Genomic DNA, 12,150 nt, shown 5'->3' with positions numbered 1-12,150 from the left:
ACAGACCGCCAACGCCAAGGTCGCAATCCGCGACCTCGCCGCCTTGCCGGCCGACGACCCGCGCGGCGCCGGCCTGGCCGCCGGATCCCTGCCCCTGGCGATGGGCGGGCTGCTCGCCGTGATACTGCTGACCAGACTCGTCCGCGGCACCGCCCGCCGGGTCACCGGAGCGCTCGCCTTCGCGATCACCGGCGGCCTGGCCGTGGCAGCGGTCCTGCAGTTCTGGCTCGGCTCGCTCAACGGTGCCTACTGGGTCAACAGCGGTGCCATCGCCCTGACCATCGCGGCCACCTCCCTGAGCATCCTCGGGCTGGAGGCACTGCTCGGATACGTCGGCTTCGGACTCGGCGCCGTCGCCATGATGCTCATCGGCAATCCCCTGTCAGGTGCCCCGATGCCACCCGGCCGTTTCCCGGGCAGCAAGGGAGACAAGGGTGGCGGCCCTCCTTCGCCACCCTCGACTCCGCGAGGTTCACCGGCCGGTGCGCTATCGGCCTGCGCACATCGACGGGGCCTTCCGCCGTTCCCGGTGCGCGCGTCAGCCGACGGCGTAGGCGCGGATGACAGTCTGCTTGACGGTCGTCCCCGACGTGTCGGTCGCCGTGCCCCTCAGGGAGACGAATCCGGGCGTGCGCGGGTTGGGCACGACGGCCGTCCAGCCGGAGGCGGTCGGGACGCTCGGCAGGGGGAGCCAGCTCGCGCCGTCGTCCGTGGACATCTCCAGCCTGAGCGAGGCAACCTTGGCCTGGGACGCGCCGGGGTTGCGCTCGATCCGGACGGGCACCTTGGTCACCGTGCCGGGACGGGCGCGGTTGAACGCGTCGAGCCCGGCCGGAGCGTAGCGGACCGCGATCAGCGGGAGCGGCTTCGTCTTGGGCGTGCGCGCGGACGAGAACGTCCAGACGGACTCCACGCTCGACGACAGCGCCGTGTGGGGCACCTGCCGGCGCATCGAGGTGGTGAGCGTGTACTCGGCCCGCTGCGGGGGCAGCGCGGCCGTCAGCGCGCAGGGCTGGAACAGGCAGCCGGCCAGAGCGGTCTCGGCGATCGTCTGGCCGTCACGGGCCAGGGTCGCGGTGCCGGTCGCGGCGTCGTCCACGCCGGTCCGGCCCTCGACGCCGTCGGCGAACAGGCGGCCGGGGTCGAAGGAGAGCTCGTCGCCCGTGCGGGTTCCGTTGGGCTCCGCGAACGAGGGGCCGGTGACGGCGGCGTTCCACACCTCGGTCGTGCGGCCGCGCTTCATGACCTTGCCGGAGTCCCGCACGTCCGACGTGTCGGTGACCCAGGCGCTGGCCCAGGTGAGCCCGGGCGTGCGGTAGTAGGTCACGGTGCCGGGGACTGCCACGGCCTGCGGGAGCGTGGCGTAGATCTCGTTGCCCGGTTCCTCACCGAATCTGGGGGTGAAGTAGGGCTGGCCCTGCGCCGCGACCCCGGAGGCGAGGAACGTCGCCTCCACCTTCGCCAGTTCGGCACGCTCGGCCCGTTGCCCCATGTCCGCCGGGAAACCGCCGGCGCGGTGGTCGACCAGGTCGTAGAGGGCGCCGGTCGTGGAGTCCCAGACAGACCTCAGGTGGTAGCGCAGCCCGGCCTCGCGCGTGGGCACCGCGTAGAACTCCTTGCTCGGGTCGGCGTACTCCCGCCAGCCGAACGACCACGGGCCGAGCCCCACGGTGAAGTCGGTGACGTTCCTGGGTGTGGCCGTGGGGTCGTCGACGGTGAAGCGGGCCGGCCGGCCCTGGCGGGCGTCGAGCGTGATCCGCTGGTCGCCGTCGTCGACCCGGACGGCGGTGTGGGTGACCGTCACCGAGGCGGGTTCGTTGATCTCGGCGTAGAGGTTCCACCGTCCCTCCGGCAGTCGCATCCTCGCCGTGCCGCCCTGGAAGACCGGCGTCCGGACGGCGCCGGTCTTCGGGTCGTAGAGCTGGGCGTAGGCGCCGGGCTCGTCGGTGTCCCTGCCGACGGCGGTGATGGTCACGTCGTACGACTCCGGCTCGACGTACGCGCCGGCCAGGGTGCGGATCTCGCCCTGGGCGGTGGCGGCGGCGACGACTCCGACGTGGTCGCCCGGGGCCTTGCCGGTGGCGTCGATGGTCAGCGTCACCGACGCCGTGCCGTTGGCGGGCACGTCGAGGCGTTGCGACGACAGCTTCAGCACCTCGGCGCCCTGCGTGCTCAGGTCCAGGGCGACGGGGGCGTCGCCGGAGTTGGTGTACGTGATCGTCCCGGTCGAGAGGCGTTCACCCTTACCTTCCCAGGGGAAGGCCGCCCACACGCCGGCGGGCTCGGCCACGACCTGCCGCGCGAGGGCCCGGACGAGGTCGATCCGGCCGGCGCCCTGCTCGTACGGTGTGGCGTCCGGCGTGGGGACGGCGCTGCCCATGAGGGCGGCCTTGAGCTGCCGACCGGTCCACGTGGGGTGCCGCTGGGCCATGATCGCCGCGGCGCCGGCCACGTGCGGCGCGGCCGCCGAGGTGCCGCTGAACGGCGCGTGCGCGCCGCCCGTCTCGGCGGTCATGACGTCCACGCCGGGCGCCGTGACGTCCGGCTTGATCGCGTGGTCGCCCTCGCGGGGACCTCTGCTGGAGAAGCCGGCGACCCGGTCGTCGCCGCCGACCGCGCCGACCGTCAGGGCGGCGTCGGCGCTGCCGGGGCTGAGCACCGGCGCCCGGCCGGTGTTGCCCGCGGAGACGACGAATAGCGTGCCGGTCCGTTCGGAGAGCGTGTTCACCGCCTGTTCGACGGGGTCGAGTTGCGGGGTGTCGGGGCTGCCCAGGCTGACGTTGACGACCTTGGCCTTGACCTCGGTCGCGGCCCACTCCATGCCGGCCAGGATGGAGGAGTCGGTGGCACCGAAGCGGCCGCCGACCTTGCCGATGGCGAGCCGGGCGCCAGGGGCGATTCCCCGGTACTGGGCGCCGGCTCCGGCCACGATGGAGGCGACGTTGGTGCCGTGACCGACGGTGTCACGGATGTCGGGCTCGTCGGAGAAGTTTCGTTCGTGAGCGACCACACCCTTCAGATCGGGGTGATCGGGGTCGTAGCCGGAGTCGAGCACGGCCACCGTGACGCCCTCGCCGGTCATGCCCTGTTTCCATGCCTCGGTGGCGCCGATCTGCTTGGCGCTCTTGTCGAGAGTCCACGGACGCAGGCCGTCCAGCCAGAGCTTGGCCTTGCCGGCCGTCAGTGCCCGCGTGCCACCGCCGGTCAGGTCCCTCCACGTCTGGGCGGTGCTCTTCTTCGGGATCCGGAGCGTGGCCATGCCGAGCCCGGCGAGCCGCCGCGCTCCCGGCACGTCCACCGACTGGACGATCATCGGGATGTCGGGCCGGTGGGCGTCGCCGTATCGCCACTGCAGCAGTTGCGTCACGTCGAACAGCCGCGGGTCCAGGACGCCCTGAGCGAGCAGCGGGCGGGCGTCGAACGGGATCACGTGCAGGTGGCCCCCGATCACCTGCCGGGCGAATCCCGCCGGCCTGCCCGGACCGGGCTCCACGCGTACGCCGCCGCCGGTGACCACGACACGGTCGCCCGTGATGAGGGTGACGGCGCCGGCCGGCGCGGCGGGCGCCGGCCGGTCCAGCGGCGGCGGCGCCACGGTGATCGTGCCGGCGAGTAGGGCGGATGCGAGAATGCCGCCTAAGCTCATGAACTGCCTCCATCAAGAGGTGATCTTGAATGCGGCAGCGACAATACTTCGTTGAACGGAGTATGGTCAAGGCGTGCCGGCCGGCTGTGTCGCGTCCGCCGAGATCGCCCGTCACGCCTTCCTTCGAGCTACAACTGACGCAGCAGCTGCATGGCGTCCTTCTCGATGCGCGAAAGATCGTGCAGGATGACGCCGGCCTGCTCGAGGTATCCCGCGTCGCCGCTCTCCCCAGCCTTCGCGATCAAGCCGGAGACGTCCGTCCACAGGGCGGCGGCCTCGGCGTACAGCTGGTGACCGGCGCGGAGGTCGCCGTCGTCGATCAGCCGGGTGCACTCGTCGAGGAAGTCGCGATAGAGGCGCGGAACAGGGCGCCACCGGTGCCGCCCTTCTCCACGAGGAGGGCGGCCTGCGGCAGGTCCTGCTGCGGCTCGCCGACGCGCGCCAGCCACCCGGGCACCAGTTTGCCGGCCTTCTCGATGCCCCGCTGGCCCAGGTTTGCGATGGGCGCGGTGAGGAAGGCGTCGGCGCAGGCCTTGATGGCGGGGATGGCCTGGTCCTACCAGGAAAGCGGGCGAGCCGGCAGGGTGATGGTGAAGGATCGGTGCCTAGCGGTCATCGGGCCGCGTTCGGCCCGCGCCGAGGCGAGGCTGGCCCGGCTGACGCCATGCCCTTGCTGTCCCAGTAGACGAGGACAGGCCCGAGCCCAGCCCGAACAGCATGGGCTCGGACAGATCAAGCCCCTCATGCCGCAGCAGCACCCCCAGCGCCGTCGTCTCGCAGTGGTGCATGCCGCGGGCCTCGATGTCCTTCACGATGGTCATGCGTCGCTCTCCTCATGCTGACGCGGCGAACGGTCACACCGTTCCCACCTGCGTGATCAACCGCGGGTGGGGACCGCTGGGAGTAGCATGAGGCCTCCCACAGGGGGAGAGTCCAGCCGCACGACGGGGCAGCGGCGGCTTCGGCGGCCCCTTCCGTCCGGCCCTCCCTCGGTCCCGTGGATCACCTGGGCGGCGCGGCGCCGGCCGGCAGCCGACCGTGATCGTCCGAGCCGGACCGATCGTGGAACCCACCCCGCGCGCCCCGGACGATCACTCCGCTCTCCGGTCCGTGTTCCCTGATGTGCCGATCACGCAGTCGCAGGCCCAGGCAGAGCCGGTGGGTCACCCAGAAGGCGATGAACGGGCCGATGACCACGGCGAACCTGAAGAAGATCGTCACTGCTTCCACCGAGAGCTGGAACTCGTGAGCGAGTTGGTCGTTGGCCGCGGCGGCCCACAACAGTCCGTAGAAGGCGACGCCGGCGGCTGCGACACCTGTCCTCACCGCCGCCTCGCGCGGCCGGTCGAGCGTGGCGGGGCCGGTCCCCTCCTTGGCCATGCGGCCCTTGGCCTTGGGCCGGCCTAGTGCGTCGTGCCGGGCCAGGCGCCGGAGGATGAGCCGCTCCGCCATGGGGTAGCCGGCCAGGACGGTGAAGAAGACTCCGGGCACCACCAGCGCGGGCACCAGGACCGCGAGGCTGAGCGTGTACACGCCGATGGTCAGCTCCCACCCCGGCATGATCCGCAGAGCGCCGTCGAGGAACCCCATGTACCAGTCGGGCACCGACCCCGCCGAGATCTGGCCCGGCCCCGCCGGGCCGTACAACCAGATCGGTGCGATCTGGAATGCCACCCCGAGAACGACGAGGACCCCGAGCGTCGCGCCCGCCATCACGGGGCGTGCGGACCGCCGCCCCGGCACCGACGCGGCGAACCGCGAGTGGCCGTTCCGTCGCACCAGCCATTCGCGGGCGCCGAGGAGCACGGCGACGGCGGCCGGGATCACCAGCACGTGCGCCCAGTACATCACCGGGATGATGCTCTCCCCGGGGAACTCGGAGCCGAACAGCAGTTGCACGGCGTGGGTGCCCACCACGGGGACCGACAGGAGAACTGACTGGATCAACCACAGGCTCCCGCCGGAGAGCATGTCGTCGGGCAGAATGTTGCCGCTCTCCCCGGCGGCCATTCCCAGCGGTAGCAGTGTCACCCAGATCAGCCACTGCCGCACGCGTGGGCGGCGGAATGCGCCGGTGACGAACATGCGCAACAGCTGGAGCGCGACCGCCGCCGCGAACACGAGCGCCGACCAGTGATGCACCTGCCGGACGAACAGGCCGCCGCGCACCTCCAAACTCAGGTGCATCGTCGAGTCGAAGGCCCTGCTGACCGGAATGCCGCGCAGAGGCGTGTAAACGCCCTGGTAGAGCACCGGAGACATGTCGGGCTTGAAGAACACCATGAGAAACAGACCGGTCAGCACCAGGACGACGAAAGACCAGATCGCCACTTCGGCGAACATGAATGACCAATGGCTGAACCGGAACGACCGACGTTTCGTCACCCATGAGTGCATTGGGCCCCTCCTCGTTTCGACTCCATGCAATAGACGGAAATCGCCGGGGAAATGTGACATCCAATGGGCCATCGGCGAGGGTGAGTTACGTCATATAGAGGGAGTCAGCGGAAAGCGCTCCAGATGGGGGCCGAACGGAGTCGGCCGGCGCCGAGCGCCTCTCGGCGACGTCCGGCTGAAGCCCGGCCCGCACAAGATCCGGTTCACCGCGTCCGGGGAGGGTCGCGGCGGTGGCAGCCTGGTCTCGCTGGACGCGCTGAGCCTGATCGTCGCGCCGTCCCGGGCCGACGTGCGCCACGAGGTGGTGGTCGACAACGACGAGCTCGGCTACGAGGTGGTCAGCGGCACCTGGTCGGCGGCGACGGGGACCCTGCGGGTGCCGCGACGGTCGCGGACATCTTCAGGGCTCGGCCGGTGAGAAGGCAGTCGCTCTCGTTCTCCGGGGGTCGGGCACTGCCCCGGCTGCGGCCGCGACCCCGGGGCTCAGATCGAGCCCCGGGGTGTTTCGTCTGTTCGGCGGCTGCTCGGGCGGTTCGTCTAGTAGCCGAGCTTCTTCAGATCCGGCTGCTCGAATCCGGACTGAGGGATGTCGCCCCTGAACGGTGGCGTGATGATCGGGGGGACGAACGTCTCCTTGATCGTGCGGGCGTTCACCCAGCGGATCAGGTTGAAGATCGAGCCCGCCTTGTCGTTGGTGCCCGAGGCGCGGGCGCCGCCGAACGGCTGCTGGCCGACGACCGCCCCCGTCGGCTTGTCGTTGACGTAGAAGTTGCCCGCCGCGAAGCGCAGCCGGTCGGAGGCCGAGGCGATCGCGTAGCGGTCCTGGGCGATGATGGAGCCGGTCAGCGCGTACGGCGCGACGCCCTCCATCTGGTCCAGCACCGCGTCGAAGTCGCCGTCGTCGTAGACGTGCACGGCCAGGATCGGCCCGAAGTACTCCTTGACGAACACCTCGTGCGCCGGGTCCGCCACCTCCAGGACCGTCGGCCTGACGAAGTAGCCGGCCGAGTCGTCGTAGGAGCCGGTGAGGACGTCCACGCCGGAGTCCTGCCTGGCCCGGTCGATGGCCTCCTTGTGCTTGGCGAACGCCCGCCCGTCGATGACGGCGCCCATGAACGTCGACAGGTCGGCCGTCACGTCGCCCACGGTCAGCGACTCGGCCATCGACACGAAGTCGTCCCGCAGGCCCGACCAGATCGAGCGCGGCACGTAGGCGCGGGAGGCGGCCGAGCACTTCTGGCCCTGGTACTCGAAGGCGCCCCGCAGCAGCGCCGTCGACAGCACGCCCGGGTCGGCCGACGGGTGGGCGAGCACGAAGTCCTTGCCGCCGGTCTCGCCGACCAGACGCGGGTAGCCGCGGTAGGAGCCGATGTTGGTGCCGACGGTCCGCCACAGGTGCTGGAACGTCGCCGTCGAACCGGTGAAGTGGATGCCCGCCAGGTCGGGGTGGGCCAGCGCCACCTCGGAGACGGCCTGGCCGTTGCCCGTCACCATGTTGATGACGCCCGGCGGCAGGCCGGCCTCCTCCAGCAGCCGCATCGTGAAGTGCGCGGCGAACTGCTGCGTCGGCGACGGCTTCCAGACGACGACATTGCCCATGAGAGCGGCAGATGTCGGCAGATTTCCGGCGATGGCGGTGAAGTTGAACGGCGTGATCGCCAGCACGAACCCCTCAAGGGGCCGGTACTCCATCCGGTTCCAGACCCCGGGCGACGACATCGGCTGGTCGGTGTAGAGCTGGCGCGCGTACGCCACGTTGAACCGCAGAAAGTCGATCAGCTCGCACGCCGCGTCGATCTCCGCCTGCTGCGCGGTCTTCGACTGCCCCAGCATGGTGGCGGCGTTCAGCGTCGCCCGCCACGGCCCGGACAGCAGCTCGGCCGCCTTGAGGAAGATCGCCGCCCGCTCGTCGAAGGAGAGCGACCGCCAGGCGGGAGCCGCCGCCAGCGCGGTGTCGATCGCCTCCTGGACGTCCTGGGCGGTGGCGTCGTGGGTGCGGCCGAGGACGGCCGCCTTGTTGTGCGGCTGCACCACGTCGATCGGCGCGCCGCCGCCCATCCGCTGCCGGCCGTCGATGGTCATGGTCAGGTCGATCGAGGCGCCGGCCAGCTCCTTGATCCGGCCTTCCAGCGCGGCCCGCTCGGCGCTGCCCGGCGCGTAGGAGTACACCCGCTCGTTGGCGGGGGTGGGCACGTTGCTGATGGCGTCCATTTTCACTTACCCCCAAGGGCGCGAAGGAAGAAGGCGACGTTGGCGGGGCGCTCGGCCAGCCGGCGCATGAAGTAGCCGTACCAGTCGTCGCCGTAGGGCACGTACACGCGGACCGTGTGGCCGGCTCCGGCCAGGGCCTGCTGCCTGTCGGTCCGGATGCCGTAGAGCATCTGGTACTCGTAGTCGCCGATCGCGCGGCCGAAGCGGTCGGCGAGCAGCTCCGTGACCGCGATCAGCCGGTCGTCGTGCGTCGCCACCATGGGGTAACCCTTCCCCGCCATGAGGATCCGCAGGCATCGCACGTAGGCCCGGTCGACGGCCGCCTTGCTCTGGTGGGCGACCGAGGCGGGCTCGCGGTAGGCGCCCTTGACCAGCCGCACCCGGCTGCCCTCGCCGGCCAGCTCGCGGCAGTCGTCCTCGCTGCGCAGCAGGTACGCCTGGATCGCCACGCCGGTCGACGGGTGATCCTCGCGCAACGCGCGCAGGACGCGCAGCGTCGAGTCGACCGTGGTGTGGTCCTCCATGTCGAGCGTGACCGGCGATCCGCCCGCAGCGGCGGCCGCGCAGATCTCGCGGGCGTGCGCGAGCGCCATCGCCTCGTCGAGCCGCTGGCCGACGGCCGACAGCTTCACCGACACCTCGGCCCGGTCGCCCAGCCCCAGCGGGTGCAGCGCCTCCAGCAGCGTCACGTACGCCTTCGCGGTGGCCGCGGCGGCGCCGGCGTCGAGCGTCTCCTCACCGAGATGGTCGACGGTCACGGCCAGCTTCATGTCGCTGAGCCGTTCGACGGTGTCGCGCGCCTGCCCGGTGGTCTCGCCGGCGACGAACCGGTCGACCACCTTGCGGGTGAGCGGGAGACCCGTCACGGAGCGGCGCACCAGGGCGCTCCGTGATGTGGCGAGTAGCAGTTGACCCAGCATGTCCCCAGCCTAAAACCGCAGCTCAGGCGAGGCCATCGACGCGCGTAACGCCGGTTGTGGCAGGCTGTCATACACATGGACAATTCGGCTGATCTGCAGGAGACCGTCGACGAGATCGCCCGCGTGCTGGGGGCGTCGGCGACGCTGGAGGACCGCACCTTCCGGCTGCTCGCGTACGGGGCCCAGCACGGCGACATCGACACCGTGCGCCAGGAGTCGATCCTGCGCCGGCGCGCCACCCCGGAGGTGCGCGACTACTTCGAGCGCTACGGCATCGCCCGCGCCGGCCACCCCGTGCGCATCCCGGCCGACGCCGACCTGAAGGTGCTGGCCCGCGTCTGCTGGCCGCTGCGGCACCAGGACGTGACCTACGGCTACCTGTGGCTGCTCGACTCCGGCAGCCTCACCGACGACGTGCTGCGCCGGGCCGAGCCGCTCGTCGCCCGCGCCGCCGCGGCGCTCGCCCGCGAGGCGCGCACCCGCCGCGACGTCGGCCGCGGCCTGCGCGCGCTGCTGTCGGCCGACCCCGAGGAGCGCGCCGACGCCTCCCTGGAGCTGTCCGGCGGGCTGCGCGGCCCCTTCACGGCGATCGCCGTCCGCGAGGCGCACGACCGCGTCGCCGCACTCTGGACGCTGCCGCGCGGCGTGCTCGCCCGCTCCGGCTCGCCGATCGCCCTGCTCGCCCCCACCCACCTGGCCGCCGAGGTCGCGCGGACCGTGCAGAGCGCGTACGGCACCGCGGCCGGCGTCGGCGCCGCCCGCGACGACCCGGGCGAGGCGTGGCAGAGCTGGCGGGAGGCGCAACTGGCGCTGCGCATCGCCGAGCACTTCCCCCGCTTCTCGCCCGTCGCCCACTGGGACGACCTCGGCGTGCACCGCCTGCTGGCCCGGCTGGGCCAGGCCGACCTGCGCGAGCTGGCCGCCGAGACCGCCGCGCTCGACACCGAGCTGGCCCACACCGTGGAGACCTACCTCGACCTGGGCGGCCACGCCCAGAAGGCCGCCGCCGAGCTGGGCATCCACCGCCAGACGCTCTACTACCGGCTCGGCAAGGCCGAGCGGATGCTGGGCCGTGACCTGTCCGACGGCGACGCCCGCCTCGCCGTCCACCTCGGGCTCAAGGCCGCCCGCCTCCGTTAGGCCAGGTGGCGCAGGGCGGCGTCGTCGCCGGGCCCGCCGCGCCCCGACAGTCCCTCGGCGACGCGCGCGCGGTGCGCGGCGTCCTTGTGCCCGTCGTACTTGAACTTGCCGCGGATCTCCTCGACGGCCAGCCGCAGCCCCCGGATGCCGGACAGCAGCCGCGCCATCCGCGCCGGGTCGCCCGCGCCGGGTTCGAGGTCGGCGAGCTGGGCGCGCAGGATCTCCAGCTTGCCGGCGTCGTCGGTGACGATCTCGGCGTGGCAGAGGAGCTGGACGGAGGAGTAGTACGTGGTCGGCACGCCCAGCCGGGGGTCGGTGCCGGGCTCGGCCCGCCACGCGCCGGGGACGTAGGCCCACGGGCCGGCCACCGACAGCAGCACCTTGGGGTTCTCCTCGACGGCCGCCCACACCGGGTTGGGCCTGGCCAGGTGGAGCAGGACGGTCCGGTCGTCGGCCAGGAGGTACTGGGTGGGCACCACTACGGGCACGTCCCGCCCTCGCCCCGAGGCGATGAGCTGCCCGAACGGGTGGGCTCTGACATACGCGAGGGCCTGCTCCTCGCCGGCGGCGTCCCAAGGATGAATCAACATGCGGTTGATCCTATATCCATGCAGTCTGCCGGGCGGGGGCAGGCCCTCGCGGGCTACGGTCAGGCGCAGGCGGCCTCGTACACGCGCACCAGCTCCTGGCCGACGCGCTCCCAGGAGTAGCGCGAGCGGGCGCGGTCGGCGCCGGCGTAGCCGAGCGCGGTGCGCAGCGTCGTGTCCGACAGCAGCTCGCGCGTCAGCCGCGCGGTGGTGGCGGGGCGGTCCGGCGGCACGAGCAGGCCCGTGACGCCGTCGATGACGGAGTCGAGGTGCGCGCCGACGGCCGAGGCGATCACCGGGACGCCGCAGGCCATCGCCTCCAGCGCGACGGTGCCCGTCGAGGCCTCGCGCGGCAGCGTCACCACGACGTCGGCGCCGCGCATGAGCTTCGGCACCGCGGTCCGCTTCACCTGGCCGAGCAGGGTCACCCGGTCGGCCACGCCGAGCTGCTCGGCCAGGGTGCGCAGGCGCCGCGCCTCCCTGTCCTCGGTGAGCTGGTCGGCCTCGGGGCCGCCCGCGATGACGAGCTCGACGTCCGTCAGGCCCTGCAGGGCGCGGACGATCGTGTGGGCGCCGCGGTCGGGGGAGAGGGGGCCGACGTGCAGCAGCCGCCGATGCGAGCCGCGCGTGGCCGCCGGGCCCTGGCGGTGGAAGCGCTCGGTGTCGACGCCCGGCGGGACGATGGCGATGTTGTTGCGCGGCACGCCGAGCCGGATGAGGGTGGACCCCTCGTCGTTCGAGCCGGCGATCACCGCGTTGGCGCGGCGGCCGAGGGCCCGCTCCAGCTTCAGGTGCGCCGGGTCGACCGTGGTGAACGTCTGCGTGACCGGCACGCTCATGTCCTTGGCCCCGGCGACGGCGGCGAGCCCGCCGGTCCAGGAGTAGGCGTGGATGACGTCCGGCCGCTCCTCGTGCCACCGCTTCGACAGGTGCTGCCCGACCTCGTTGAGGTACGGCACGACGTCGTCGGGGGAGAGGCTGCGGGCCGGCCCCACGTCGATGTGCTCCAGCATGACCCCCGGGGCCACCCGCGTCCTGGGCTTGCCCTCGGCGCTGTCACGACGGGAGTAGATGGTGACGTTGTGCTCGCGCCCCAGCTCGCGGGCTACCGAGTGGAGGTGGTGGCGCTTGTTGCCGGAGACGGACGCGACGATCGCAATATTCATGGCACACCTCAGCAGCGTGGAAACAGCCTTCAAGGTGTGCCTGCGTCTTAGGCACGGATATCTGTGCTCAAGACTTTACCCAT

General features: G+C 71.9%; 9 protein-coding genes and 1 pseudogene. 2 read left to right on the top strand and 8 right to left on the bottom strand.

Annotated features, from left to right (window positions below; all coding sequences use genetic code 11):
• Window positions 1-538: 538 nt before the first annotated feature.
• From FHU36_RS01560 to FHU36_RS01550, 4 genes and pseudogenes are all read right to left on the bottom strand, one after another.
• Complete coding sequence (locus FHU36_RS01560; RefSeq protein WP_185082024.1) at window positions 539-3,646, bottom strand: S8 family serine peptidase; 3,108 nt, start codon at window positions 3,644-3,646, stop codon at window positions 539-541.
• Between the two features lie 128 nt (window positions 3,647-3,774).
• Window positions 3,775-4,139: pseudogene (locus FHU36_RS44005) on the bottom strand (DUF4872 domain-containing protein).
• Between the two features lie 112 nt (window positions 4,140-4,251).
• Entirely contained in the window at window positions 4,252-4,467 is a 216-nt protein-coding gene (locus FHU36_RS44000; RefSeq protein ID WP_246501913.1) for a BtrH N-terminal domain-containing protein, read from the bottom strand.
• Between the two features lie 181 nt (window positions 4,468-4,648).
• Window positions 4,649-5,977 (bottom strand): cytochrome b, encoded by a 1,329-nt coding sequence (locus FHU36_RS01550; RefSeq protein WP_185082023.1) that lies wholly within the window; start codon window positions 5,975-5,977, stop codon window positions 4,649-4,651.
• 355 nt (window positions 5,978-6,332) lie between these two features.
• Here FHU36_RS01550 and FHU36_RS45395 point away from each other — a divergent pair, with 355 nt between their 5' ends.
• A complete protein-coding gene (locus tag FHU36_RS45395; RefSeq protein ID WP_281394139.1) occupies window positions 6,333-6,461 on the top strand; it encodes a hypothetical protein in 129 nt (42 codons plus the stop codon).
• 119 nt (window positions 6,462-6,580) lie between these two features.
• Here FHU36_RS45395 and pruA read toward each other — a convergent pair whose 3' ends face one another.
• Entirely contained in the window at window positions 6,581-8,254 is a 1,674-nt protein-coding gene (pruA, locus tag FHU36_RS01545; RefSeq protein ID WP_185082022.1) for an L-glutamate gamma-semialdehyde dehydrogenase, read from the bottom strand.
• Window positions 8,255-8,256: 2 nt separating this feature from the next.
• Complete coding sequence (locus FHU36_RS01540) at window positions 8,257-9,174, bottom strand: proline dehydrogenase family protein (protein ID WP_185082021.1); 918 nt, start codon at window positions 9,172-9,174, stop codon at window positions 8,257-8,259.
• 75 nt (window positions 9,175-9,249) lie between these two features.
• Between FHU36_RS01540 and FHU36_RS01535 the strand changes: the two genes are divergently transcribed.
• Window positions 9,250-10,314, top strand: coding sequence for a PucR family transcriptional regulator (locus tag FHU36_RS01535; protein WP_185082020.1), 1,065 nt, complete (start codon window positions 9,250-9,252; stop codon window positions 10,312-10,314).
• Here the strand turns inward: FHU36_RS01535 and FHU36_RS01530 are convergent.
• Window positions 10,311-10,904, bottom strand: coding sequence for an FMN-binding negative transcriptional regulator (locus FHU36_RS01530; RefSeq protein WP_185082019.1), 594 nt, complete (start codon window positions 10,902-10,904; stop codon window positions 10,311-10,313). The genes FHU36_RS01535 and FHU36_RS01530 overlap by 4 nt on opposite strands.
• Before the next feature lie 59 nt (window positions 10,905-10,963).
• A complete protein-coding gene (locus FHU36_RS01525; RefSeq protein WP_185082018.1) occupies window positions 10,964-12,067 on the bottom strand; it encodes a glycosyltransferase in 1,104 nt (367 codons plus the stop codon).
• Between the last annotated feature and the right edge of the window lie 83 nt (window positions 12,068-12,150).

Source organism: Nonomuraea muscovyensis (assembly GCF_014207745.1).
Classification (GTDB): Bacteria; Actinomycetota; Actinomycetes; order Streptosporangiales; family Streptosporangiaceae; genus Nonomuraea; species Nonomuraea muscovyensis.
Note: the sequence above shows the minus strand (reverse complement) of the source record. Positions and strands in the feature narration are given on the sequence as shown.

What these genes read in the sequence shown, in the direction of transcription:
- FHU36_RS01560 (WP_185082024.1), bottom strand. Translation starts at nt 3,646, where the DNA reads ATGAGCTTAGGCGGCATTCTCGCATCCGCCCTACTCGCCGGCACGATC.
- FHU36_RS44000 (WP_246501913.1), bottom strand. Translation starts at nt 4,467, where the DNA reads ATGACCATCGTGAAGGACATCGAGGCCCGCGGCATGCACCACTGCGAG.
- pruA (WP_185082022.1), bottom strand. Translation starts at nt 8,254, where the DNA reads ATGGACGCCATCAGCAACGTGCCCACCCCCGCCAACGAGCGGGTGTAC.
- FHU36_RS01540 (WP_185082021.1), bottom strand. Translation starts at nt 9,174, where the DNA reads ATGCTGGGTCAACTGCTACTCGCCACATCACGGAGCGCCCTGGTGCGC.
- FHU36_RS01535 (WP_185082020.1), top strand. Translation starts at nt 9,250, where the DNA reads ATGGACAATTCGGCTGATCTGCAGGAGACCGTCGACGAGATCGCCCGC.
- FHU36_RS01530 (WP_185082019.1), bottom strand. Translation starts at nt 10,904, where the DNA reads ATGTTGATTCATCCTTGGGACGCCGCCGGCGAGGAGCAGGCCCTCGCG.
- FHU36_RS01525 (WP_185082018.1), bottom strand. Translation starts at nt 12,067, where the DNA reads ATGAATATTGCGATCGTCGCGTCCGTCTCCGGCAACAAGCGCCACCAC.